This window comes from Trichococcus alkaliphilus (genome assembly GCF_003008695.1).
Classification (GTDB): domain Bacteria; phylum Bacillota; class Bacilli; order Lactobacillales; family Aerococcaceae; genus Trichococcus; species Trichococcus alkaliphilus.
Window position 1 is genome coordinate 188873 of sequence record NZ_PXZT01000004.1, and the last position, 26199, is coordinate 215071.

Annotated in this window: 15 protein-coding genes; 1 reads left to right on the forward strand and 14 read right to left on the reverse strand. The window is 42.7% G+C overall.

Features of this window, described 5'->3' with window-relative positions; all coding sequences use genetic code 11:
- Window positions 1-72: 72 nt before the first annotated feature.
- The 13 genes from addA to C7R73_RS05720 all read right to left on the reverse strand — a co-directional run bounded on the left by addA (window position 73) and on the right by C7R73_RS05720 (window position 24529).
- On the reverse strand, window positions 73-3882 hold the full coding sequence (addA, locus tag C7R73_RS05660; RefSeq protein WP_106449549.1) for a helicase-exonuclease AddAB subunit AddA: 3810 nt from the start codon (window positions 3880-3882) through the stop codon (window positions 73-75).
- On the reverse strand, window positions 3882-7520 hold the full coding sequence (locus C7R73_RS05665) for a PD-(D/E)XK nuclease family protein (RefSeq protein ID WP_106449550.1): 3639 nt from the start codon (window positions 7518-7520) through the stop codon (window positions 3882-3884). The genes addA and C7R73_RS05665 overlap by 1 nt, the downstream gene beginning before the upstream one ends.
- A 211-nt stretch (window positions 7521-7731) precedes the next feature.
- A complete protein-coding gene (locus tag C7R73_RS05670) occupies window positions 7732-9048 on the reverse strand; it encodes a serine/threonine-protein kinase (protein WP_106449551.1) in 1317 nt (438 codons plus the stop codon).
- Window positions 9049-9167: 119 nt separating this feature from the next.
- Window positions 9168-10391, reverse strand: coding sequence for a restriction endonuclease subunit S (locus C7R73_RS05675; RefSeq protein ID WP_106449552.1), 1224 nt, complete (start codon window positions 10389-10391; stop codon window positions 9168-9170).
- Between the two features lie 12 nt (window positions 10392-10403).
- Window positions 10404-12077, reverse strand: coding sequence for a LeoA/HP0731 family dynamin-like GTPase (locus tag C7R73_RS05680; protein ID WP_106449553.1), 1674 nt, complete (start codon window positions 12075-12077; stop codon window positions 10404-10406).
- Window positions 12064-14322, reverse strand: a complete 2259-nt coding sequence (locus tag C7R73_RS05685; RefSeq protein ID WP_106449554.1) for a hypothetical protein — start codon at window positions 14320-14322, stop codon at window positions 12064-12066. The genes C7R73_RS05680 and C7R73_RS05685 overlap by 14 nt, the downstream gene beginning before the upstream one ends.
- A 537-nt stretch (window positions 14323-14859) precedes the next feature.
- Window positions 14860-15456, reverse strand: coding sequence for a hypothetical protein (locus C7R73_RS05690; protein WP_106449555.1), 597 nt, complete (start codon window positions 15454-15456; stop codon window positions 14860-14862).
- The gene (locus C7R73_RS05695) at window positions 15443-16222 is read right to left on the reverse strand and encodes a hypothetical protein (protein WP_106449556.1); all 780 of its coding nucleotides are present in this window, start codon (window positions 16220-16222) and stop codon (window positions 15443-15445) included. Before C7R73_RS05695 ends, C7R73_RS05690 begins: the two co-directional genes overlap by 14 nt.
- 117 nt (window positions 16223-16339) lie before the next feature.
- Window positions 16340-17596: an McrC family protein gene (locus C7R73_RS05700; RefSeq protein WP_106449557.1), complete on the reverse strand. Its 1257-nt coding sequence runs from the start codon at window positions 17594-17596 to the stop codon at window positions 16340-16342.
- A 1-nt stretch (window position 17597) separates the two neighbouring features.
- Window positions 17598-19868, reverse strand: coding sequence for an AAA family ATPase (locus C7R73_RS05705; RefSeq protein WP_106449558.1), 2271 nt, complete (start codon window positions 19866-19868; stop codon window positions 17598-17600).
- Between the two features lie 47 nt (window positions 19869-19915).
- On the reverse strand, window positions 19916-20668 hold the full coding sequence (locus tag C7R73_RS05710; protein WP_106449559.1) for a hypothetical protein: 753 nt from the start codon (window positions 20666-20668) through the stop codon (window positions 19916-19918).
- Window positions 20669-20821: 153 nt separating this feature from the next.
- Window positions 20822-22081, reverse strand: coding sequence for an MFS transporter (locus C7R73_RS05715; protein WP_106449560.1), 1260 nt, complete (start codon window positions 22079-22081; stop codon window positions 20822-20824).
- 552 nt (window positions 22082-22633) lie between these two features.
- On the reverse strand, window positions 22634-24529 hold the full coding sequence (locus C7R73_RS05720) for a S8 family peptidase (protein ID WP_106449561.1): 1896 nt from the start codon (window positions 24527-24529) through the stop codon (window positions 22634-22636).
- Between the two features lie 299 nt (window positions 24530-24828).
- On the opposite strand from C7R73_RS05720, the gene C7R73_RS05725 reads away from it, so the two are divergent.
- Complete coding sequence (locus C7R73_RS05725; RefSeq protein WP_106449562.1) at window positions 24829-25104, forward strand: GNAT family N-acetyltransferase; 276 nt, start codon at window positions 24829-24831, stop codon at window positions 25102-25104.
- Window positions 25105-25363: 259 nt separating this feature from the next.
- Here the strand turns inward: C7R73_RS05725 and C7R73_RS05730 are convergent, their stop codons facing one another.
- On the reverse strand, window positions 25364-26140 hold the full coding sequence (locus C7R73_RS05730; RefSeq protein ID WP_106449563.1) for a SagB/ThcOx family dehydrogenase: 777 nt from the start codon (window positions 26138-26140) through the stop codon (window positions 25364-25366).
- Window positions 26141-26199: the final 59 nt, after the last annotated feature.

Genomic DNA, 26199 nt, shown 5'->3' on the forward strand with positions numbered 1-26199 from the left:
AGGTGCAGCACACTTGGCAATAACCAAGGATGCTGCACCTTCTGTTTGTCGTTCAATAGCATACCGTCGTAATCAGACAACCACATTCGTCTGGTTCGAAAGCAGCGCGATGTATGCCGCGCTGACGGGTTTTTGACGGATGGTCTCGAGGCCTTTCTTGTACAGGTTCATCTGGCCGCGGTATTTTTCGACGATGTTCTCCGGCAATACCGGCGCTTGATCGCCCACGAAATCGGTTTTGAAGTCATATAGGACGATGTGATCGTCGTATTCGATGAAGCCATCGATGATACCGTGGATCAGCAGATTGTCGGTTGAGTCTTCCGGCATCTCAGCGAATATCCGGCTGGCCGGGATCAGCAGCGAGAACGGCATCTCCCGTCTCACCTTGTCCGCATTCGATTGGATTTCCTGCCCCAATTCGGTTTGGAAGAACTTCGCGATCTGTTCGGCGTCGAGCTTCTCCGCAACAGCCTTCTCCAGCAGTCCATCATCTACCAATTCAAGCAACAGTTGCGCCACATAGGCTGCGGTGATTTCCTTTTCCAGATCCACGGACTGCATCACGAAATGCGTCGCGGTACCGATTTCGGCGCTATTCGGCATCACCGTCTCCTGCATGAAGCGCGGACGCGGGAATTCGGGCTCCACATAGCGGGAGACCCGTTTGGTGTCGGAAAGGTCCAGCTTCAGCATATGGCTTTCGTCCGGATCCTCAAACAGCCGCTTGATCTCCGAAACGGATTGGTAGCTGGTGGTCGTCGTTGCCGCTTCGTGGGGATATTTCGCCTCCATCAGGGCAACGGCCAGCTTCATCTCCTCCGCCAGGGAATGTTCATGCGCTTCGACCTGGGCGGACGCCATCTGCTCGATTTCGTCTTTCCACTGCGATTCGTTGATCTCTTCCATAGCGACCGGGATGTAGGACAGCAGGTCTTCCTCGCGGAAAGTCTGGATGCTGAAATGCACCGGGTAATGCGTCAGTTCGCCCCGGTATTCTTTATGGAAATGGTCGTTCTCCGCATCCTCATGCCGGTACAGGCACATGCCGAGCCATTTCATCATCGAGCTGGCCTGCAGGCGCAGATAATCCGGAAGCAGCTTCCCGCTTGTTCCATCGGCCACTTGCCAATCGGCCCAAAGCTTTTCTTCGGATTTGTAGGAACCGACCAGGAACAGTTTCTGCTCGGCCCGGGTCAGTGCTACATACAGTTTGCGCATCTCTTCCGCCAGTAATTTTTTCTTCTTCTCGATTGCCAACGCTTGGCGCGCCAAGGACGGATACTGGACCCGCTGCTGGACGTCGAAATAATCGGTCCCGAGCCCATGCGTCTCGGAGAAGATGTATTTGCTTTGCGTGTCGCTCAGGTTGAACCGTTTCGACAGATCCATCAGGAAGACGACCGGGAACTCGAGACCTTTGCTGGCGTGGATAGTCATGACCCTTACGGCATCCTCATCGTCGCTGAAGGAGGTCGGCTCAGCCAAATCCTTGTCGCGCTGCTGGATCTTCTCGATGAAGCGGATGAACTGGAACAGCCCTTTGTAGTTCGTTTCCTCGTACTTTTTGGCCCGCTCATAGAGGGCGTGCAGGTTGGCAGTCCGCTGCTTGCCGGCGACCATGCCGCCGACGTAGTCGAGGAAATGGGTGTCGTTGTAGATGGTCCAGATCAGCGTGACGAGGCTGCTCCGTCTGGCCGTGTTGCGCCATTCGTGCAAGCGACCCATGAACAGCGCCAATTTGCTGTGCGCGTCCTTGATTTCCGCAGTCTGTTCGATCCCGGAAGCTTCGCATATTTTGATGAAATGCTGTACGGCTTCGTAGAAATCGCCGTTCTTCTGCTGGATGCGGATCAGCGCCAACTGCTTTTCGTCCAAACCGACGATCGGCGAACGCAGTACTGCCGCTAGCGGGATATCCTGGCGCGGATTGTCGATCACCTTCAGCAAGGACAGGATGATCGAAACTTCGGTGCGCTGGAAATAGCTTTCCGTGTCGTTCAGGATGACCGGTATCTGGAAATCCTTGAATATCTCTAGGATGACGAGGTTGTTTTTCTTCGTCGGCGTCAACAGCACGATATCCCGGTAGGAAAGCGGCCGTTCTTCTTTGGTCTTTTTGTCGTAGATCAGGAACTTTTCATCGATCAGCGCCTTGATCTTCTGCGCCACCATCGTGACTTCCCCGGCTGTTTTGTCGTCGATCGTCAGGTCGGCTTCGAGATCGTTCTCCGGTGTGAGGGCTTCCTCGTCGTTGTCGGCGTTCTCCGACAGGTAGATCAGCAGTTCGGTCTGGTTGCGCTCGCTCTCCGGGAAGGACTTGTTGCCGGCTTGGAGCTTTGCGGCTTCGTCGTAATCCATCTGGCCGACTTTTTCATCCATCAGCTGTTCGAAGATGAAATTCGTGAAATGAATGACCTCTGCGCGCGATCGGAAGTTTTCCGCCAGAATGATCCGTTCCCCGCCGGTTTTGTCGGCAAAGGCCGCGTATTTGCGCAGGAACAGGCTCGGGTCGGCCAAGCGGAAGGCGTAGATGGACTGTTTGACATCCCCAACCATAAACAGGTTCTCGGTTTCCGGCTGGTGCCGCGTCACCCAATAGAGGATGCTCTCCTGCAGCTGGTTCACGTCCTGGTATTCGTCGATCAGCACTTCCTCAAACTTGTTGCGGTAATAGGCGCTTGCGTCGCTCATCTTGCGTTCCCCGTCGGCAGCAATCGGCGCCAGGATCTGCAGCGTCAGATGCTCCAGGTCGTTGAAATCGAGCACATTGTCGTCCAATTTCCGTTCCCAGTAGGCTTCGGAAAAGCGTTTCGTCACCCGGGCCATCTCTTCGGCGTACGGGTGGATTCCCAGCAACACTTCCTCCTGTTCCGCAAGCGGTCGGTTGAGGTATTGCGCGCTCAATGCGGCGAAATCCTTCTTGTATTTGTCGCGCAGGTTTTTCAGCAGCGCCTTTTGATCCTTCACTTCATCTGGGTCGGCCTTCTTGCTGCTGGGCCAACGCGCAAACTGCACTTGTTCGTTTGCAATCGTGTAGGCCAATTCGTAGTCATCCTGCTGGACAGCTTCCAACAGCCGGTCGGCATAGCCCTGTTCTGTTTCGAAAATTTCCCGTTGGCCAGCCGTCTCCACATCTTGACCGGCCAGATGCCGCGCTTGTTCGATGTCGTAGCGGATGCCTTCGATCAGACTCAGCAGCTGCGGCTTCAGCAACTCCTGGTAGAGCACGCTGTTAGTCAACCCGTCTTCGGTGTTGTACAAAGACGGCAAAGAATCCAGCCAACGGTAAGGAATCGGATTCGCGCGCGAAAAATCGTAGAGCGAGAAGATCAGCTTCATCAGATCGTCGTCGCTGCGGTCCTTCGAGTAGGCCTTGGCCAGATTCTTGAAGTGCGTATCCGGCTCCCCGTAAAGCTCCTCCTTGACCTCTTCCCAGACGTCCTCCTTCAGCAGCTCGACTTCGATCGTGTCCGCCAACAAGCGGAAGACCGGATCCAGATCGATCAGATAGAAATAGCGCTGGATGACCTTCAGGCAGAAGGCGTGGATCGTGGAGATGTTCGCCTGCGGCATCAGCGAGAGCTGCTTGATCAGGTGCAGGTATTGTTCCTGCGACTGGGCTTCGTTGATGGCGGTCTGGATGGCGCTTGTCATCCGCTCCTTCATTTCCTTGGCTGCCGATTCGGTGAAGGTGACGACGAGCAGTTCATCGACGTTCGTTCCGCCCTTCACTTTTTCGATGATCCGCTGAATCAGGACCGTCGTTTTGCCGGAACCTGCCGAGGCGGAGACGAGGATGTTGTCCCCGGTCTGGTAGATCGATTGCCATTGCGTTTCCGTGAATTTTTCATTGGGTGTGCGTGCCGGTATGCCCGTCATCATTGCTCCTCCCCTTCCTCGTTGGATTCTTGATTATTCCCATCATGCCCATTCAGTTCTTCCTTGATCTTCGAAAAGACCTCATCCTTCGTCAACTTGCTGAATTTGCGGTAACGGTTCTCCGGCAGTGTGTTGTCGAACTGCGAAATGGCGCGGTAAGGCCCGCTGACTGTCGGCGTATATGGCCGTTCCTTGATTGGGTCGAGCTTCAGGTCGCCGGAAAGGATCTTGTCGCCGGCTTCCACCATGTTTGCCCGGTTCTTGGCGATCAGGTGGTTGAAATCATCCAGTGTGATCAAATCGTCATTTTTTCCTAGGTTGCCGGCCTTCAGTTTTTTGAAGGTGAAGATCTCCGAAGCCTGGCCGCTTTCGACAGACGGATCGATCAGGTCCAAAACGGCCGTGTCGTTCAGCAACAGCCCTTTCAGCTTGTAATCGGTGATGATCGTCTTTTGGTAATCCTCGAGCGTCATGAAACTGTTCTGCTTGATGAACGGGTTCTTGACGTGAAGATAAAAGGCACCTGCCGGCAAGGTTTTCCCGGCCAACAGCTTGTCGGCGTTCAGCAAAGCCACATCCAAGTAAGTGATCATCTGCATCGCCAAGCCGTAGTAAGCGTCGGAGAAATCGAAACTGTGCGCGCTCGATTTGTAGTCGAGGATGGTCAGGTAATTCGCATCCCCGGCATTCACCAGATCGATCCGGTCGATCTTTCCGCGGATATGCAGGGTGCCGCCGTTGTTCAGCGGCATGTCCAACCCGTCCAGCATTTGTTCGCCGCCCATTTGCCCGAAGACCGCTTCAGTACGGATGTTCTTCAGCGCCGTCCGTCGGCTGTGCTGGTTGAGCACCCAAGCCATCTTCTGGATCGTTTCGCCCAACTGGTCGCGGATGAAGTTCATCCGGTTGGATGTCCTCAGAATTTTGAATTTTTCGCTCCCGTAGAGCTCATCCAGGACGGCATCGGCAATCTGCTTGACCGTCTCCTCGCTCAGATCAGCAGAATCGATGAGCCTGCTCTTCAGCTGGTTGACGATCTTTTCCAAAGCTTCATGGAAAAATTCGCCTGTGCCGGCAGCGGACAGCTCGTATTTCGCCCGTTCCTTGAGCTTCAGGCCGTATTGCAGGAAATGGCTGTACGGATCTTCGAAATAGCGTTCGAGCTGTGAGACCGACAGATACAGTTCTTTCCCGTAGAGCTGTTCGGCAACCGGCGCCGTCAGCTTGCTCGGCACGTTCTTGTGCCAGAGGCTGGCGAATACCTGCTGCATGATCCGTTTGGCTTGCGGATCCTTGGAGATGTAGGCCAAAATGTATTTCCATAATGTAGGAACCGGCTCGTTCGTCGCGCGCTGGTGTCGCAGCAGATGGACCAGTTGGCTGATGTTCTGTTGTTTGCTGCCGAGGAAGGCAGTCGTGTCCTCCGCATCGGCGATGTCCTGGTGCTTGATTTCGACGGGGATCTGCAGCGCATTGGCTACGCGCGACACATAAGGCGAAATCTTCGGCGATTTCTTGCTGTCGTCTGCACTCATCGGATAGCTGAAGATGACCTTCTCAGTCCCCGAAAGGAAAGCTTGGTAAGCCACATACGGTTCGGCGGCCATCGATTCGGAGGTCGTCGGGTGCAGATACTTCTCTTCATTATTATTCAACGAACCGCTGAGCCGCTCGCGGTCCTCTTCTGTCAGCAAAGATTTATTCTCTTTCTGCGCAGGCAAATGGTCCTGGGTCATCCCCATCAGGAATACCACCTTCGCCGGCTCGAAACGTGCCCCCTCGATGCTCGAGAAGACGACCTGATCGATGCTCGGCGGCACCAAGCTGAAGGTAGCGTTCTGGAAACCAGTCATAAGGATCTCCTGGAAAGCTGCCGCCTGGAAAGGGCTGTCGCCCAAAATTTCTACGTATTCGTCCAGCAGATTCAGGAAAACTTTCCAGATCTGTTCCTGCTGCCGCGCCTGGATCAGATCCCCCTGTTCCAAGGCTTCATCACGCCAGAAAATCATCTGTTTGTCGACTTTGGCGGCAATCAGGAAATTGTACAGGTTCTTCGCGGCTTCCCGTCCGGTTTTGGCCTTCGCCATCTTCTGGAAGAACGGAAGCAGCAGATCTCTCAGATAATTACGGACCTCGTTGGAAGTGTCCTGCATCCGTCTGTCCTCGGTACTCTGGTTGCTGTTGCCGTTCTCGTCCCTGAATGTCGCGAAATACCAGTCGTCTTTCGAAAGCCAACTGTTGCCTTCATAGCCGTATGCCAGCAACACATTCTCGATCACATCGACCTGCTCGCGGAAGCGCAGCACGGCTGCCGCGGTTTCTTCAAGCCCTTGCGGATTGTCATGGTTGGCCGGCGTCAACAGTTCCGTGCGAAGCAAGCGCATGATGTCCGGATAGCGCCAATGATGGCGGCGGATGCGGAACAATGCGTCGATGAAGTCCATGAACGGATGGTGCTTCATGGCGTCAGCTTTATCATAAAAGACGTCCATCCCGTCCTTGTCGAAGACCGGCTTCACCATCGTTTCGTATTCTTCGACCGTCCGCGCCAAAATCAGGATGTCTTTATAGCGGTAGCCGTCCTCAGCGACCAGTTTTTTGATTTCGTTGGCCACATGGAAAACTTCCGCCTGTTTCGTTTCACAGCCCCAGACCCGGATAGCTTCCTTCTGGTCGGCCGTCAGCTCGAATGAGCCTTGAACCTTGTTGGCGGTCGCATCGGTGGATGCGATCCAATAATTCTCCAGAGTCAACAGCGCACCCTTGTAACCATCAGTGTCTTTCGCAACCCAGTGGTCCTTCATGACCTGAACGCGCAGGCTGCGCGCCAAATGATAGAGAGAGTGGTACGTCGACCCTGCGGTATAGAACAATTGATGCATGGCCGGCGGTTCGTCGACGTAAGCTTTGTCCAACGCCAAAGTGATCGTGACCTGTTTGGCAGAGCGCAGCAGCGTCGTGACAATCTGCAGCTCGCGGGCTGTGAAACGGTAGAAACCATCGATGAAGACATAGGTGTTCTGCATGTCCAGTGTTTCGATGACGCCGGCCAACGCCTCAAGGATGACTTCCTTCTCGAGGTACTTGTCCAGCAGTGCTTCATTGAAGGCATGGTAAAGCTCCTTCAGTTCCGTCAACTTCAGCTGGAAATCAGCCTCGTTGCCGGATTCGGCTTGGCTTGCTAGAATCCCCTGCAGATCTTCCTCCTCGATGCGGCCGCTGCGCAGCTCCAGAAATAGATCAGTCAGCTGCTTGATGAAGCCTTCTTTGTTGGCTTCCCGGCGGAAAAGGATCAGTTCCTGCTCCTTCTCCATCAAAATCTTCCGCACCAGCATGCTGAGGCCAGCTTCCGACAATTGCTGCTGTTGGAAGATCGGTGACTTCTTCAGCAAATACCACGCCAACCGGCTGAAACTGAACGTCTGCAGATTCATCGAGCCCATCATGTCCTGACCGCGGAAAGACTCGAATTGCCAAAGCTTTTCCAGTATCGACATCTCCGCCTCGAACTTCGCGTGCTCCGGAACCAGCACGAATACCTCCGCATCCGGCTCCTCCGTCATGATCCGCGAAATCCGCTCATATATCGCTTGTTTCTTGTCCGCTGATTCCTTGCCTAAAATAAACTGCAACCCCATCGGATCGCCTCCTGTTCGTGTAAGTCAATATGGTTATTTTACCATAAGGGGGTGGTGGAACATTGGGTTTAGGGGTAAATAAAAAAGCGAAAATCAAGATTTTCGCTTTTTAGTATTTTAACGGTAAATACCCGCTCAGACGATATGCATGTTCGTAGCATAGGTGAATGATATTTGTTGATGATTTATCTTTTGTGACCCACAAAAAGTATTACCCTATAATCTCTTGCAGTACATCGCTATCTTCATAATTCGAGATTATTTCTAAGTCATCTTTAAAATGAATTCCATCATCATCCTGTAGTAATTTTTTCAGAAATGGATCATCTATTTCTGAAATATAGTTGCCAACATGTCCCATCGCCCAAAATCTATTATGATAAACTGCTACTCTCGCACTAGATTTAATTATTCGTAATTGTAATTCGATATCTAAAATTCCGTTTAATCCCCTAAGTAACAAGACCGTTGATGAAACAATAGAGTCAACATAACTAAAAGGGTACCCTCGGGTTTCGATATCATCACAAATATTGCTGATAAATTCGGTATAAAAAACGGTGTGATTATCCCATATATTCTTGTGCAAATTTACATCAAGCTTTATCATTAAATCAACCTTATCCTCATAAGTCGTATTTAGAATAAAACCTAACTCATCCTCAAAATTGATATCGCTAATACGATTTTCTGAAATTAATTGGATAACTTTATCCAGTTTGTAATCTTTAACGTTAAAACTTGGAGTTGGTTCCTTGAGCAAATCAAAATCACTCGCAAATCCACCTATTGTTTGGTATCGTTTTTCTGGATTGAATTCAGTAGCTTTTTTTATTATTCTTCTAATTTGAGGACTTATTTCACCCACTTTAGTCATTTCATAATAACTAAAATCCTTAGTGAATAGCACATATAAGATTCGTCCTAAACTAAATATTTCTGACCTTTCGTCAGCATTTTTTAAATCTTTCCATTGTTCTGGAGCACAAAAATAGTACGTTCCTGCACCACCACTTAGTACGGTTAAGTTAATCGTTCCTTCTCTAAATAACCTAGAAGATATTCCAAAATCTGTAATTTTAACATTACTTTCAGAATCTAACAAAATATTTTGTGGCTTTAAATCTCTATGAAGATAACCCTCCGAAATGTAGAACCCCACCCCATCTAATATTTGTGAAAATATGTTAATGCAATCATCGAAACTGTTTTCTTGATTTTTTATATAATCTTCCAAATTATTAGGGTACCTATCCATAATAATGAAATATTCATCAAAATCACAATACACGGGCTTTAATATATTTTTATGATTCAGTTTCTGAAGATATCTCATTTCTCTATCAAATCTGTGATATTGCTTAAAGTCTTCCTCATTACCAATCTTCTTCAATACTAAATTATTTTGAACTATACTCCCACTCTCATCCACAACACTACAATTGTAGATTTTCCCAATACCACCCTGATAAATAGGTTTTTCTTCTGTAAGCACAAAATATGGTGTATCCTTGATTTGATATTTCATCTACGCTCTCCTAATATTCATTTGCAATCATTAAATCACTATTAAATGATAGTGTGTTTACTATTGCAGAAATAGAATTTTATTGTATCAATAGTTGATTAATATAGATGTCTCTAGCGCTATACTAATGTCTGTTGTATAAGTCCTTTTTTCAGTTCTCTCAATTTTAATATTTTCATTTCTATCGTTAAAGTCTTTTCCTCCAGTTCAAATAACAATTTAGAAATTTTTAGTTGTTCCTTTTTACATGGCAATAATAAATCATACTCCTCAATATTCCCTTTTGAAATATTTGCTTGGGCAGCCCCTTGACCAGATTGAATCATTTTCGCTTCGAAAATACCATTCTTCAAATACTGATAAATATATTCATGATTCACTCTTTCACTTTCCAATTTCAAAAGACCTACTCTTTGGTTCAATACACAGTTCTCATCATTAACCATAGAAACTCTAACAACATTACCAGTTAAGGAAATTAATATATCTCCTTTCTCAAGCATTTGATGTTCTTGAATATTTAAAGGTAAGGAATTCATCCTGTTTGTTTTTGATGTATCAGCATAACGTTTTCCAGTTACATTTGAAATAGTTACTACTTTGTATTTTCCATCTGAAGAATATTCATTACTTTTAAATGCATATCCATTGAGCAATGAACCTACCATTCCGAGACAAATTTCATCCCACTCTGGAAAATCTTTTCCACCATCGTCTTTGAAGCGTAATTCTCGATTAAAAATCTTAAGTAGTATAACTTTCTTGAATTCTGTGAAGTTATCCAGTTGTTGCTTATGAAGGTCGATACGCCTGTCGAAATGGTTGAAGAATGATGTAATTCTCTCCTGCTCAAACACAGTAGGTATATAACATTCAACTTTTATAAACGAGTCCCAATATAGTCTTTTTCTGAAGTCGGTGACTCCATAAGAAAGATTGTTCATTTGACCAATCATTTTATCTGTACGTAAATAACAATCCATAAATAAAGGGTATAACTGCGCACTGGGAATAGCAGTTATATAAGCCGGACTAACCATCGCTTCTGACTTTGAGACTCCGATTGCACCTTGCCACGCACGCATCATGTTTAGAACAAGATCACCAAAATAAACATGTTTATATAAAGTCTTATCTTCGCTTCTTCGCACTTTTTTCCCTAAAGTATTATTGCCTAATTCTTCGTTTGAAACACCATGATGGATGGAAACGGAAAGGATCTTTAACGAATCATTCCCTCGTTCATTCCTCTCTGTATAAATTTCTCCTAACTCACGCTGTTCCCAAGCTTTAGTACAACCTTTAAAACGAATGGCGAGAATTGAAAGATTGGTGTTGATCATTTTAATCCTCGTCTATGAAATCACTTCAAAATCTGCCTCAATAATATCCCCATCATCACGCCATTTCCGAAAGTCTGACTGAAATTTTTCCTTCACTATCATTTCGCTCTTCATCATCTGAATCCTATCCTGCAATTCGTTATAACTTGGGAAAAACTGGGTAATGAAAGTGTTTTGATCATCAATAAATTCTAAATACTCTTTTCTTTGTTTATTAAAACTCTCAACCCATTTAGTAATACCCCGAGCGAATTCCTCCTGTTGTTTTAGCTTACTCCAGCTATCCCAAAGTTCAATAGCAATTCCTAATCCAGCTCCGGCCACAGCAAAAAATGTATTTGCACCGTTGGCAATTTTTACTGCCTGCCATGGTTTAAATTTAAATGAAGGCATAATAAAATCTCTTGCAGCTAATATTCCTTTGTTGGTTAGTGTTAAACCTCCTTTTTTCATGAACTGACCACCAGCTTTAATCCCACTTTTAGCAAACTCTCCTACTATACTGTTGTAGTGCTCAAAACTCGCATTGTAACTCGTCTCCATCTTTTTAATTTCATGCTCCATGCTTCCTAATTGGCGTTCAAACTCATTTTTGATTCTCGTTTCAAGTACAATCCCTTCATCACCAATGTTTCTTTGAAAAAAAGCGCCAATAGTCTCCATATCCGTTCCCTCAACTTGGAGAATCAAGTCAGTAAATAAATCCGTAATGAATTCCCGCAGAGTTATTCTTGCATTGCTGATTTTGCGGTCGGTCTTATCAATATCTGCTTGAATATCTTCACATGCCTCTCTGAACTTCTGGAACTCCACTGTTGCTTCCTGTACCCTTTGTTCTGCTGATGGCAATTCTCTCCCTAAGATGTCTCGGATAATGCTTCGTTGAGATTCTAAAACTAAGGCCCCTGTGCTCCCTGCTTTTTCGATTTTTTCAGTTGTAGCATGTTGAAGATCACCTATATGTGAGATTTTCTTAAACTCTTCCATATGTTGCAGCCAATAATCGACACCTTGTTCAAAGGGATTAGCTGAAACTGCCACAATACTTAATTCTTCAGATGAATATATAATTCCAAAGTCAATAAGACGGGCAAGAATGTTTTCCCTCTTAACGCGCAGTCCCTCTTCGTACTCAGACTCATCTTCAATATCAACTTCTTCATCGAAACGGCTCAATACGAATACGGTTCGGGAAAGTAGATTCAAATCTTTGAATAACCAAATCAATTCATCTTTATGACTTTCTTTTATCGGATTATTTGGGTTCATGACATATAGAAGTAAATTCGCTTCACTTATATATTTTTTTGTGATGTCCATGTATTTTTCTTTATTCGACGTCTCTTTAAATCCAAAAAGCCCAGGTGTATCGATTAATTCAAAATCATCAAAATTAAAAATCACCACTTCATCAGAAGATTCAGCTTGGCTGATTTTCATTTTATCCTTATCATATTTTTCTGCCCATGCTGCAACGATAGATGTTTTCCCCTCAGAAAAGCCACCCACAAGTGCAATTTTCAGTTTTTCTTCCTCTTTTTGATTAATCGCAATCTCCACTTTATTCATAAATTTCGGATCAATGGTAATACCAAACTGTTCAGCCTCCCTTAAAAAATTTAGCAATCGGTTTAATACCTCAATCGTTTGTGCTTGTTGTTTTTTAAAGACTTCAATTGTTTCCATTTGATCCGTCCATCCCCTCTTGCTCTATTTCCCATGATAATATCTTTAGCTTTCTTTCTGCTTCTTGGAATACTTGGTTCATGCTATTTACATACTTGATCTTAAAAATCAAATTATCTTTAACTTCCTCGATCCCTCCCATTAAAGGATCATTAGTTTTTTTAATATTTTTGCGTACACTTTCTGATAATTGACTAGCCATTTTTTCAATGTTTTCATCAGTTGATTTTTTCTGCTGTGAACTACGATACCCATGATTGAAGAAACTTAAAATATTTTTACCAACACTTATTATCATTCCACCTACTGCCAAGGCCACTATAAACCAACCAATTGGATTCGTAAGAGACAATATAACTCCCGTTACTCCTGTTACAAGGGATGCAATTGTACCAGCAATGCTGCCACTACTTTTTATATTGAAAATTGGTTCGAACTCAAAATCAAAATGTTCAGAACCCTCAAAAGATTGCAGTAGCTCAGCGGTATACCTCTCATTTTTGCTGACAATTTCATTTATTTCCTCTTCAAATTCATTTAAGATAAATTTCATTTCCTCTTCGAGCTGCTGCCGGGTTATTTCTATTGCAATATCGCTCTCTTTCACAAAAATGGCTTTAAATGAGTCTCTGTCGATTTCCTTATCGATTTCGGCATACATTTTTTTCCTTAACCTATTCTTGAAATTTCCAATTATCCTAGATGCTTCATTGTCCAATTTTTGTACAAGCATCTCAGACTCTTCATCCAATTTTCGGTCTGTGTATTTTTTATTTAGCTTAAGTTCCTTTTCGAGGCTATTGAATTGTTTTTGAATTTCTGAAATATTCTCTTGTGTATGACCGATCACCACAGATATTTTTCGATAATTCGATTTGATTATTTTTGATTTGCTCTCATCTACAAGCGTGGTTCTTAACCAGTCACTAAAATCTTTAACACTACTGTCTTCTAGAATATTCACAGTCGATCCAAACTGCTCAATAAACTTTTCTTGATTCTTACAAAATTTGTCTTTCCAAAAATTCCCAACTGATAATAGCGCTGGGTAAGCGCTAAGAACTTTATGCCCCTCATATTGATCTGGCAGAACCTTTTTTAGAACGTCGTCAACATCCTTTAAAGCTAATTTCTCATCTTCACTAATCAATACTTTCTTGAGTTGTCTTGGATTCTTGACACGCTTATTATAAATAAAATAGACCTCTGTATGCTGAGAAAGATTACGCTTAATTTTTTCGATAGTCCCTTCTGACTTTTCGTCACCGTTTTGCGGTGGTGCCGATTTCCCGCTAATATAAAAAACTGCATGCGCTTGTTCAACTGCATCATTAATTTCATTTATGACAATTTCTTCTCTACCTTCAATCCCTGGTAAATCAAGAATTGCAAAATTCTGACTCTCATAGCTAAATTTGTATTCGCCAACAGTTTGTGTGTAATCAGAGCGACCATCACCAATAATTTTGCCATCAGTATATTTCAGAATTTCACTATTTTCGTTTGATAATACCTTCTGTAATTCTGATATTTCCAAAGAAACTACTGCAATTTTTTTTTGCCATTTTTCGTTTATTTCGTTTAATTCTTGTCGTGACAGATCGAGTGCTTGATTCGTGATAGATATTTCTGTTTCGAGTTGTACTATTCGCTCTTTAGCTTGGATCATTTCCTTCTGTTCATACATAGTATTAAAGAAACTCATCATAAAGTTATACAAACTAGAGCGACGCTTTTTAAAAATCAAAAGGTCCAAGATGTCTACTTTCCAATGTTCCAATTCACTTTCCGCAATTAACTTTCTTATTTCAAAAGCTGCGTTTTCCAGTTTTTCATTAATTTGTCCAACATTTTTTTCAAAGCTAATATTAGCTTGATTCAAGTCTTCTTCGAATTGTCTGAGTATGTTCTCACTGTGGTATATAGCTCGAGAGGAACTAAAGTACTTTTTTCGCTCTGCTAACTTGGTGGGTTCAGATAGCAATATTCTCAATGTTTCAATTAGCGTAGATTTCCCAGCGTTGGTTTCTCCGTAAAATGCTATCGTAAATACATCCCACTCAGCATTTTTTTCGAGGTGTTCGAGAGATAATTGTAATTCCTTATATACCCCATTCAATTTCTTCTTTGCTTGGTTTTGCTGTTCTAAAACTTCTTTATCATCAGTTTTTTCACCAAGTGAAGCTATCAAAAAGGTCACTTCATTCATTACAGTTGTGTATAATTCAGCTGGTGCTCTTTTCATCCTATCCCTGCTCCTCCGGCACGCAATATCACTTGATTGTCTTTTTTCATTATCTCAATATTCCATTATTTATTCAATCTTATTTTAGCTCCTAGCACTTTCTGCCGAATCTACGGGAGCGAAATAGAATAAGGTTGTTCCTCTAAGCATGACATGATTTCATTGTATTTAAGAAAAATTTCCCTTCCCTGTCCTCTGGCTTTGATTAGAAAAATACAGCAGACATGCTTTAAGTGAGGGCCGAAAAACAATGTTCTTAATAAGCCATCCTTGGTACTTGTAAATAGTAACTGCAAATATTTCATTTGGATGTTTAGATTCCCTTAGAGAAAATACGACTTTACTAGCAACTCAAAAAAGAAGTTTAAGCTCTTAACGGTTGGACTAGATATACACCCAGCCGAATAAAAGAGCCATCACCTTCGTCGGATGATGACTCTACTTTTCTAACAGTTTATTTATTTGATTTATTAAATAGAGGCATTTAATCACATTTGGTTATGGTAACTTTAACTTTTGACGTTGATCCTGGCTATTTTACTTGGAGAGATGCAATTTCTCAAAGTTACCAAATATTTTCTCTTCCACATTTTCAGCGTTTATTTCCACTAGGGGTAAGTGTACAAAACTCACCTTTTTGACTCCCCAGTAGTATTGGTCTGCTATTTCTTTGGTTTTGGGAATTGCTTGGGATATTTCTACTCCATTCATTTGGATTACCATATTATCCGCGTTTCTTAAAGGGTGATAAAATCGCCAATGGTTTGATGGCGAACACCCCTTATACCATGAGGAGATATCTTCATACTCGAACTTTGACAAGTAAACAGTGGGCATTTGTTCCAGTTCTTTATCATTGCTCAACATGATTTCCATGACATATATTGGTCCATCACGCCACTCATTGTTTAACTTTTTATCCGTCTCTCTTTGGAATAAAAGGATAAAATCATCAATACACCAACCGGAAATTTCGTTATCCGATCGCCACCTTAAAAACTTTCCATTGGCAGTTTTGTAGTTTGTTTTCTCATTCGCAATGGTCCTGCTATATTCCATCAGCTTATCAACATTTTCATAAGTCTTATGCACTGCAATAAAGGCATTCCGAATATTTTCTTCAACTGAATTCATAGTATAAGTCCCCCTCAATCGTACTATACGTTTTAAAGTTAAAAGCTAAAGAATCTGTTGCACCGAATGAATAAAAATTTGTTTGATCAATATCCACAGCAAAATGTACATTCATGTCTTTGAAACTTTCGAATCCTTTTTTCTTCAACAAGGAAATTAAATCGTCGATAATAACTTGGTAATATCGATTATCGAGTTTCAATTTTTCCAGTTCCACCAAAATGCTTTGCCAGGAAATGTACGCCAGTTTGACATCATTACTGATAATCTTGCGATTTAATACATCATCAAAAACAGCGCGGCAGGAGTCGCTATTTGCTATGAAAAGTAAAATTTTTATTTTACCTGCACCATGTCTTGAAACGATCCTGGACTCTCGTGAAAGCTGATTTCTGCTTTGTTCTTCTTCTATGGATTGCTCGTCTATATTAGCAGAGTTATCTATATCGTCATCAGATGATAGTCCGCTTGCATACTTTACTTCAATACCGATTATCGTATCGTCAAAATGCAGTAAAGCATCAATTTCGCCTTCTTTATCGTATGGCCAAAATTCAATTTTATCGCGCCAAAAGTCAGTGCTAATTTTTCCAATTAAATCGCCTGTTTTGCTTGGATACACTCCACCTGATAATATCTTTCGCAAAGCTAAATCAAATGGGATGTACCTTAATGTTCCAAAAAAATTCCCGGTTAGATTATCTTCTAACCTGTCATTCAAATTATGGCCTGTTTGACTCAGCTTCCCCTTTATTTCAGCAATCACAATTTGCATCCCCCTTTTAGATTTCATTGATTTGGCAGACTTCATAACGCCCAGAATGCAAATATCCGGTTCGATGTTGAGCGATAATATTTTAAATTAGCACAACATAACCAGTTGCTATGAATTGCTTGGGATTAATAGGGTCCTTAAGTACTTGCTCTGATCGCTGATTTCCGGATTTTTGACATCTATGCATACAACGGTTAATTCAATATCACCATAACTGTCCTTAAGCGTCGAATATTGCGGAGGTGTTTGATGGTCATCAAATAACGGATAAATCAACGCTACTTTGTTGATTCCATAAGCCCGGGCATATGCAAAAACTTGATAAATATCACTTTGATTTATTTTTGTGTATCGCCCGTTTTCGTAATTTGGATTTTTGTATTTTGCATCTGCAATTAGAACCAACTGATTGCTCTTTTCAACAAGTATGTCTGGCCTAATATATATATCATCCCCCCGCGGAGAAAATACAAAACGATGACGATTTTGATATTTAGCGTAAAACTCATTTCCTAAAGCAGAAAATACTTTATAGAGATAGTACTCAAATAATTCATTCAAAGGAACCAAAAAAGAGAAAATGGTCTCATCTCCGGCATAACTCTCAGGAGAAAGGTTAAGGAAGAACATCTTCGCCATTTCAAATACAGGTTTGAACTGCATATTTAACCGTGTAAATTTGACTGAATCAAATAATTCTATGGATAACGAAACTTCACTTGCATCATCAAAGAACAGTAGAGCCTTTTTAAGGCTCTTCTTGATGTTGGAATCTTGTGTCAACCTAAGCAGCCTTATCACCATCGTTTTGACTATATTATTGAGCGCGTTATCCTGTTCATAGTTTTGATATTTCACGACATGCTTATCCATTCTTACAGGATTTTGCCTGATATTTTCAGAGAATTGAATTCGACCTTTAATAAAAGAACTGTTCTCCTCGATATCAATGTATTCGCGGTACATCTGACGAGAATATAAGCTAATTATTTTTTCAGAAAAAATCCCGATGAATAACTCCATTAAATCCATTTGCTCAGCAGAACTTGCCTGGTCTGGGAGTTGAAGTATTTTATTGAATTCTGATACCCGCAGCAAATTTTGCATTACACGCATGGATTCTCGCTGCACATCGGTTTCATGAGAAAATACTTTTTCATATATTTTAGGTAATATCTGTAAACGCGTATTCCCTTTCGATATGAATCCTACATATTTCATTACCTGTAAAGTACCATCGTAGTCCAGATGGATGTGATTCGCTCCAATTATTGTTCTAAAAGAAAGAATATCAGCTTTTTGTGAATGGGTAAGTGGGACATGTTTTTTTCTGTCCTCATAAACAGTGATGACTGTCTGAGACATACTATTCTCCTCTTTCGTAGATAGCGATTAGAGCCTGTTCGAAATCAGAGATGCCATTCTCATCTGCCTTTAAATTCAAATGAACCACTTCGCCTGTCTTTTCATCAAAAAATATAGATCCCACAATGGTGCTTACTTGTTTTATATCATTATAGAAGTACTCCATCAACAACGGGAGAACCTTGTAATACCAAAGGTTAAAGAGGTCATTCTTAGTGACAAGATCCTCTCCTAGGAAATAGCTGTGCCCAATACGGTGGTCCCTATCAATTTTAATTGCGATGCGATTATTAAGCTCCTGTAATAATAGAGACGGCGAAACATGACCCCCAAGTGTTGGGTGCTGTTTTTCAATCAACGAAACATCTGGATTTATTTCGATGAATGCAAATCTACGCCGTAACGCGGTATCCAATAAGGCAATTGAACGGTCGCTGGTATTCATTGTTCCAATAATATAAAGATTTTTCGGCAATGTTAATTGGGCTCTTGAATAAGGAAGTGTACAGGACAGAATCTCGCGTTTATCTTTTTCTATTAATGTTATCAATTCTCCGAATATTTTGGCAATATTCCCTCTATTTATTTCATCGATGATCAAGTAGTACGGTTTCATAGGGGAATCCTTATTTTCCTCGGTGTCAATCAGAGCAACTGCATCCGAAACCGGCACTTTCAGTTCATAAATCGAGGAAAGCGTTAGTTGTTTACCCTGATTTAGCGGAAGGATGTTAATAGGAGCTTCTTCACAATTCATGAGCCATTGTACTTTTCGACGGTGTCGATAGCCAAAACTATCTTTATCAGTATAAAAGTAATCACTAGTCACTACTCCAATTAATCTAATAGTGCGTATGCTGTCAAAAATTAATACGATATCGCCAATCTCAACCTTGGAGTGCAATACCTTTAAAAGACCTGAATGATCGCTGCCATCAATTTTGCTGTCATCCCATTCTTTTATATCTTCATCCGGCCCATATCCAATAGCGATTTCGTTTCCATCCCTCAATACTTTAAAAATATGCTCATCTAAATTTCTTCTTCCAAGTGAGACTTTCCAAACACGGCTATTTTGTGTTGTATTGGAAAGAGCATCATTTTGTATATCTTTTTTCTTATTCTGAATTCTGCAAGTATCGGCTATTTCTTTCAGAACACCAGGTTCAACTGGATAAGATATGTTCCCTGCTTCATCGATTCTAGGCCTTATACCTTCAACAAATTCTTCATAAGAAAACGCCTGATGAAACGTGATGAATTTCGCTCTTTCTTCATCAATTACATCTTGGAATGAGGATGTATTACCTGAAAGCTTTTCAAATGCTTCAATTATTTTCATGGCTCCGAAGGTCTTTCCGGTTCCTGGTGGTCCGTAAAGGATGATGTTCGGATTAAAATCCATAAGGCTCGCGTATTGTTCATAAACGGATTGATTCTCGATGGTTGCATCAATTATATCGTTATCATCTTCGTCAATTGGAGGATCAATAACAGACTTCTTCGGTGCGGGTGTTCTTTTTCGTCCAACAATGACATTATCATAAAGTGCTACAATTTTATCTACTGAAAAAACAGATTCCTCACTAAGCGCTTTCAGCACGGATTGTAAATACTTTTTTTTCGATGGAGCGTTATCATTTTTAGCATCAGCATACGTTAATAATTCTCCTAAAGAATACTGTTCTTTGCTTTGCTGCACTTTTTCATTAAACAACTCCCAGAAAGTTTCTTGCCGATTGAATTCGTGTCCACTGAATTCAACGATATCAATGATACTATCTTTTTCTTCATCTGAGATAACAACACATATATCCGCTTGTTTGAAGTAGTCTGTGTCCGAAAGCTTTTCTTCCTTGCATATAAAATATCGCCTTACATCTTTGAAAAAATCGATTTTATCATAGGGTGGGGAATCATCAGACATTTTCAGTGCATGGAAACCTACACCTTTTGTTGCCTTGGTGGCTTTATTCATGAGCACTAAATCGGGTTCAAAATATTTACAAAAGCATAATTTTGAGAAGGATATTTCTTTCTCATAATTTTTGATAACATCAAATTTTGCTTCAATGTTATTATTTATGGTTTCAAATCCTGTAAACTTGAACAGTTTAGAAACCATGCCCTTCTGCATTGGTAATACATAATCCCCTACAGCCAACCCTCCAAAATGCTTATCTCGAAAATTTTCATCTAGTGTATCTATCCGATAATAATTTTTATCCAGTTGATCACCTAAGTTGAAGCTGCCAATAAATAATTTAGCCATATTCAATTTTCTTCCTTCTTTCTAGATGTTAGTATTTGTTATTCAGTTTAATACCCAATAACATCATTAGCCACTTGAGTGATGACCACGGACGGAATTTCATTAATGTTCAATAAGTAGACCTTATTTAATCTGGGGTTAAAAATCCCCAATTTATCTACACTTTGAAATTCTTCGTGTATAGAGTGTGAGCCCATTAAATAGTACATTAGGAGTTGCAAGGTATGTTTATTAGTGGGTTCCTTTTTCGAAACTTTAAAATCCCAAAGAGTGGATTGCGTTAAAAAATCACCATCTCCACTGGAAACTATCTGGGTGTATCCACCCTCAAAAGTAAATCCATCTTTAACTACAGGGCCAAACTCTTCTAGAAAAGTAATACTTCTCTCAACCATAATCCTTATGTTTGAAATGGTTTCATGATCAGGAAGAATAGTCTCAACAGATTTATAAGCTGCAACACCCGCTCTGCGAGCTACATCGAATCCAGTTAACTTGCAGGCATTGATAATAGAGTTATCGTCAAGTCCAATAACAGCATCTACAAGCTCCATTGCATGATCATTCTCATGAACAAGCACGGAACCGAGGATTGAAATTTGGAATGCTTCTTTAGCAGGTGTTCCCATAGTAAATCTAGTCAGATAATCAACAGCCAAACCGACAAGAGTACTGTGCGTATTTTCATCAGGAAACAATTCTTTGCTGTCATTTAGTTCAACGAGCTTAAAATCTTTTGGCTTTATATACCCACCTCTAGGCTGTTTTACTTGCGTTATTCTATTCGTTACAGAGACCATTTCAAAACCTCCCAAACCCATTTAACAACATGAGTATTATCACTCATTTGATTATCTCAATGATTGACATATTGAGCAACAACTAAATAATTTACTATACGTAAAAAGGCCGGAACCGAAGTCCCGACCATATTTTTTATTATTTATGGGCTATTAAGCCTTATTAAGCTCACGTTTTCTCAACGTTACAGCGAAGAAGAACGAAGCTAAGCAAACAGCCATGAAGGCGATGCTGACGAGGATTGTCGTGTTGTAGCTGCCGGTTGCATCATAGAAGTAACCCAGCAGAGGGCCGCCCAAAGCTAAACCCAGGCTGCTAGCTGTCGATAAGATTCCCCAAATAGCCGTGAATTCCTTTTTGCCTAAAACCTCAAACGTCACTAATTGGTTCATTACGGCAGGAACGCCTGTGCTCACTGCATAAATCATCGCTGCTCCGATCAGGATCGTGATGTTATCCGTTGCAGCAAAGATGCAGAATGCAAGGATGTAGATTGCTGTGAAGATGTAGAATGCTTTTGTTGCACCCAGCTTGTCGCTGATGATGCCCATGATGATTTTGGAAGCGATCATGACAATGGACGCGATCGACAAAACCATACCTGCTTGAACATCAGTAGCGCCTTTTGTCGTAAAGAATATCGGAATTTGTTGCGTAAATGTAGAAATCATCGCGAAACACACGAATGACAAGGCTAATAAGTAGAATACCGGCGAACGCAGCGCTTGCGCATAGGTCATATCCGTATCTTTATGCTTTATGACGACCGACGAAGAATCATTCGCCGCTTGCTCTGCTTCGGCTGCAAGCGAATCTTCCGTCACGCCATAAGGCAACATGCCGACGTCAGCGGGCTTTTCAATCAACAGGAACGCCCCCAGGAACAAAGCAACAGCGTACATGCCGCCCAATAATAAGAACCCTTTTTCCCAACCATAATTTTGGATGAAAGAAGGAACAATTGCGCTAGTGATCGCAGTGCTTAACCCGATTGATGCAGCAACGAGTCCCATAACCAGGCCGTGGCTTTTGCGGAACCAATTATTCACAAGCGTTACGGCAACGATAGCTGTTGACGACATCATGAATGTTCCGATGACGATTGCCGCCAAGTAGAATGCGAACAAGGATTTACCGTTGGCCAACAGGAAGAAGCCTACCGCTCCGAAAATGCCTCCCAGGATGGATGTTTTCCGCAAGCCAATTTTAGGAAGTAAAAATTTGGTGACTAATGGTACCGCTACAATCCCGGTCAGATTAAGGAAGCTGCCCACCAAACTGAATTGAGAAACTGAAAATCCGGTTGCTTCCGTTACCGGTTTGAAAAAGGATGCCAACCCGTTCATCGGGATCCCGACACCAAGCATCAACAGCATACCGGCAATGATAATCCGTATATATTTTTTCGACAAAATAAAACGCTCCTCACAATTTTATATTTTTTGTGTTGTTAAAAATTAAACCACCATCCGCAACTGGATATACTCTATTACAGCTAATAGGTTTAACCTGTAATGTAATTATATTTACCCACACCGGAAATACCGCTTTCATTTACGAGACACTATTACCATCTGTTTTCATTTGAAGGCAATTTTCAGGTAGCTAGCAAATGGACTCAATCTAATTAACGTATTTTGGATAGATTCATCATCAGAATACATCCAGACCAACATCCCTCATTATAGAGAGTCCATCCAACATGTCAAACGGGAAAAATTTCACAGAATCCGCTTTCCACACTGCAGCAACAACGTTTTTCTGAAATATTGTCTGAAATTCAACTTTTTCTTGAATTAAAATTAACTTTCAGTATAATTCGCTATATTACCTTTTTTTATTCATAAATAAATGAATCTGTTTTCATAATGAGAACCAAACTAAATAGTTGAAAAAAAACAGCAAAAAGGCCGGAACCGAAGTCCCGACCTCTATCAACACAAAGAGAATTTCTTAACGTTCGATCAATTCATTATCGAATAAGTCGTCTGATTACTAATAATACAGTTTACTTTTCCTATAATCACGCTATCGACAACAAAAGTGAAAGTTTGTTGTTCAGTCGCCTGGATCAATTTTTCGGATGCGAATGATACCGTCCCGCTTTTTCCGGTGCTCCCAGAATCAGGACTTGTTGTTGCATCTTCCCAATGGCCGGTGACAGTTGCATCAGCTACTTGGACACCGGCTTCCATGACCTTCACTTTGGCTGTAGCCCATACGTAATTTATTTTGTTTATTTTTCTGGTTGTAGCGCTCATCTGGACATCTAAGTCCACAGCCCTTGCAGTTGTACCTGTAGGCGCTACATTTATGGTCACTGTTGCACTGGCGGTCGATCCTGCGCTGTCTTTTACTTCATACGTAAAGGTATCCGCGCCTGTGAAGTCAGTGTTCGGTGTATAGGTGATATCTTCCCCTGTCCCACTCACTGTTCCATTTGCCGGAGCTGAGGCAATCGTATAGGTCAGCGGATCACCTTCTGGATCTGCAGCGATGAGCGTGATCACTACAGAAGTGTTTTGCGTTGTGCCAACGGTCTGGTAATACGCGACAGGAGGCTTATTGGTAATAGGCCCAATCCCCAGCGCTGAGGAAGCATCCACCAATCCGTAACCGTATAATTTATCCCGACCAGTTTCCCCTAAATCCAAAGCCGTCTCATTCATTTTATTGCGGACCTCCTCCGCAGTATAGCTAGAATCTGATGCCATCAGCAAAGCTGCAACACCTGCGACATGAGGTGAAGCCATTGATGTTCCGTTCGCTTCAATGAAGTACTCGCCTGCGTAACCTGCGAACGAAAATGGCTGTGGGCCCGCGATGTTGGTACCGTCTTTCCATGTCGACAGAATGGATACCCCAGGCGCAGCTATTTCTACGTCCGATCCCGTACTGGAAAAACTGGCTCGCTGATTGGTTTTGTCGAGAGCCGCAACGGCCACTACCGATGCATATTTGGCTGGATAACTGACATTATTTCCGTTGCCCGTAGCACTCCCGTCGTTGCCTGCTGAGGCTATGTGCAGAACACCGGAGCTGGCCAACACATCAAAGGCTGCCTCAAGCTGTGACGAATTGGATCCGGTGCCATAACTGTTATTTGTGATGCGTATCGGTGAATCGGGATGCACGGCATTATAATTCTGAATCCACTGCAGCGCTTCAATGATCCTGCTTGCGGTACCTTCCCCATTTTCATCCAGAACTCGGAGTGCCACGATCTGTGCGTTTGACGCAACGCCGACAACCCCAAAACCGTTGCTCGCTGCAGCAAGTGTTCCTGCTACATGTGTACCATGCCCATAGACATCCTCGGGGAATAAATCATCCGAAACAAAATCGTAGCCTAACTCATTTTCAGAAAAGTCAAAGTTATCTCTTAGGTCAAAGTGATTGAAATTCACTCCGGAGTCCAAAACGGCGACCTTGATTCCCTCACCAGAAAAACCAGCTGCAAGAGCTGAATCGGCGTTGATATGATCGGCACCCCAACTATTCCCAAGCTCATCTTCTGACGAATATTCAAGTGCCTTGACAGCATAATCCAATTCGACTACTTCCACTTGCGGATTATTTTTGAGTGCTTCGATGGCTTTCGCCGGAAGCCTTCCGGAAATCGCAGGAATGATGGTGAAAACATTGCTGACGTCACCACCCAGGCCCTTGAATGCATGCAACTCTGCCTGACCCGGTTTGTCTTTAAACCGTACAATGACATCCTGAAAATCGGCCGAGCTGTTTTCGGTTACTGCTTCCTGGGCTGGCGATTCGGCTGCCATTGCCCCAGTAGTTATGGATGCATGGCTAAAAATGAACAAAGATGTGAATAAGACTTCATAAAATCTTTTCGAAACCATATCATTTCCCCTTTCTTGCTAAAAAAATCGACCACGGATGGTCGGTTACGACAAGAATTAAACAATTTTGAACAGATCTGTACCCAACTCATGTCTCAACGATTATAACATTTAATTCCTTATACAATATTTTTATTGTATACCGTTTCATTAATGATTTACAAGTAGATGTTCCCATTCGCCGTGACTATCTTTTCAGTACGAATCGCTTGACTGGTCCCAACCGCAGGAATAATATGAAATGGAGAATGGATATTTAATGATGGAAATAAATCAAAAAATAAAAAGGAGATCTGACGATGAACTTTGATAGAGGTGACTCACGTTTCTACAAAAAAGACGAAAACGAAAACTTGATCTGCGAAATAACCTATTTTTTTGAGGACAGCAGCATGATCGTCATCGACAGTACCTTTGTGAATGACGATTACCGCGGCCAGGGAATCGCGGCGCAGTTGGTTGATCGCGTGGTGGAAATGGCCAGGGAGGAAAACAAAAAAATCATCCCTCGCTGCCCTTTCGCCAAAAGCATGCTAGAAAAAAACAGCTCACTTTACGCAGATGTAATAGAATAAAATCAAAAAGCAGAACGACTGTGTATCGAAACAGTCGTTCCGCTTTTTGCTCACACTTTTAGACTTTAAGTTCGTGGAGGAATTCCCCGCCAAGAGGGTTTTGGCGGTTTTTCTGACTGAGACTTGAACGGAAATAGCCCGCCAAAATGCTTTTGGCGGGCTATTTCTGATCATAGATTCAATTCCAATGCTACTTCCTTCGCTCACCACAAAAAAAGAAACTCCAATGAATAGAGTTTCTTCCTGATATTATGATGACCTATCCGCGTTCCTTCTTCTCCACTTTCTTGCCGACAGCCGCCAGGAAGATCGTGAATTCATCATCGCCGTCCAAATGCAACAGCTCGTCGACCATGTCCTGGTCGTAGATGCCCAATGCGCAAGTACCGGCATCGATCGACTCGCTCGTCAAGTACAAGTTTTCCATGACCGCGCCGATGTCGATCAGAATTTTTTTGTGCGCGGTGATGTCGTATTTCCATTCCGAGCGGTATGGGATGCAGCTCCAGGAGAAGATGACCGATGCGCGTTTGGCAAAATTCGGCACGAATGGCTGATCGAGCGTCATTTTGTCGACCTGTTCATCGATGTCGTTGACTTCGCTCAAGTACAACAGCTTATGACAATTCGCCAAATAACGGTATACGCCTTTCTTCAAGCCATCCACATTGAGGATGAACAGATAGGTCTCAAACGAATGTGTCCCGCCGCTGCACGGAACCGTGCGGAAGGTGATGCCTGAACGGTTGGTGCCCGTTATGGCTTGCGTGCTCCACAACAGGTAGGAAAGTTCATCTATTGTGAGCGCATCTTTAGCATAGTGACGCACGCTTCTTCTTTCCTTGATGATTTCGTAGATGTTTTCCTTCTTCACAACCCCACCATCGACGGCAGGCAAATCCACGATTTCAGCATCCGCATCGTAGGATTTGACGTTCGGTGGCTGCGGAATCCCCTTTTGTTTATCCGTTTCGATTGCGCTGAATGTTTTAAAATCCGATTTCAGAAAATTGCGTTGTTCTTCATATCTAGCCATGGTAAACCTCCATTTTTCCTACTATTTTACCACGGATTGTGAATGTTCGCACTATATCG

Bases quoted from the DNA above. Each gene is read 5' to 3' on its own strand.
- C7R73_RS05680 (WP_106449553.1), bottom strand. From the start codon at position 12,077: ATGGAAACAATTGAAGTCTTTAAAAAACAACAAGCACAAACGATTGAG.
- C7R73_RS05730 (WP_106449563.1), bottom strand. From the start codon at position 26,140: ATGGCTAGATATGAAGAACAACGCAATTTTCTGAAATCGGATTTTAAA.
- C7R73_RS05685 (WP_106449554.1), bottom strand. From the start codon at position 14,322: ATGAAAAGAGCACCAGCTGAATTATACACAACTGTAATGAATGAAGTG.
- C7R73_RS05705 (WP_106449558.1), bottom strand. From the start codon at position 19,868: ATGGCTAAATTATTTATTGGCAGCTTCAACTTAGGTGATCAACTGGAT.
- C7R73_RS05670 (WP_106449551.1), bottom strand. From the start codon at position 9,048: ATGAAATATCAAATCAAGGATACACCATATTTTGTGCTTACAGAAGAA.
- addA (WP_106449549.1), bottom strand. From the start codon at position 3,882: ATGACGGGCATACCGGCACGCACACCCAATGAAAAATTCACGGAAACG.
- C7R73_RS05690 (WP_106449555.1), bottom strand. From the start codon at position 15,456: ATGAATTCAGTTGAAGAAAATATTCGGAATGCCTTTATTGCAGTGCAT.
- C7R73_RS05665 (WP_106449550.1), bottom strand. From the start codon at position 7,520: ATGGGGTTGCAGTTTATTTTAGGCAAGGAATCAGCGGACAAGAAACAA.
- C7R73_RS05725 (WP_106449562.1), top strand. From the start codon at position 24,829: ATGAACTTTGATAGAGGTGACTCACGTTTCTACAAAAAAGACGAAAAC.
- C7R73_RS05710 (WP_106449559.1), bottom strand. From the start codon at position 20,668: ATGGTCTCTGTAACGAATAGAATAACGCAAGTAAAACAGCCTAGAGGT.
- C7R73_RS05700 (WP_106449557.1), bottom strand. From the start codon at position 17,596: ATGTCTCAGACAGTCATCACTGTTTATGAGGACAGAAAAAAACATGTC.
- C7R73_RS05675 (WP_106449552.1), bottom strand. From the start codon at position 10,391: ATGATCAACACCAATCTTTCAATTCTCGCCATTCGTTTTAAAGGTTGT.
- C7R73_RS05720 (WP_106449561.1), bottom strand. From the start codon at position 24,529: ATGGTTTCGAAAAGATTTTATGAAGTCTTATTCACATCTTTGTTCATT.